The organism is Tsukamurella pseudospumae (assembly GCF_001575195.1).
Lineage (GTDB): Bacteria > Actinomycetota > Actinomycetes > Mycobacteriales > Mycobacteriaceae > Tsukamurella > Tsukamurella pseudospumae.
Genome location: NZ_LSRF01000119.1, coordinates 1 through 313 on the forward strand (window position 1 = coordinate 1; position 313 = coordinate 313).

1 protein-coding gene is annotated in these 313 nt (G+C 63.3%); it reads right to left on the bottom strand.

Annotation, left to right across the window (positions count from 1 at the left end; all coding sequences use genetic code 11):
• On the bottom strand, positions 1-216 hold a 216-nt coding region (locus tag AXK60_RS27495), incomplete at its 3' end, for a hypothetical protein (protein WP_217491806.1).
• Positions 217-313 lie beyond the last annotated feature (97 nt).

The following is a 313-nucleotide window of genomic DNA, read 5'->3' on the forward strand; positions in this document are numbered from 1 at the left end:
TTCCGCAGCTTTGTCTACCTGTGCATTCACGCCTTCGGCGAGTGGATACCAGTGCGCGAAACCGCGGTTGCTCCACATCACCGATCGGAGAGGTTTCAACGCAGCCTTGCCGCTATCGGCAGCCTGGACGAGCGCTAAGGCTTTTGCGCGAAAGGCAGCCGCTGCTGTTGCCGCCGCCGCCTCGCCGCCCGTTGGGTAGTGGTTACCGAGGATCACCGCCGCGTACTGCCCTCCAGGCGGCATCTCACTTCACCCCGCAAGCCGCTTCGGCCGCGTGCTTCGCTTCGTTTGCTTTGATCACCAGCGGGTCGAT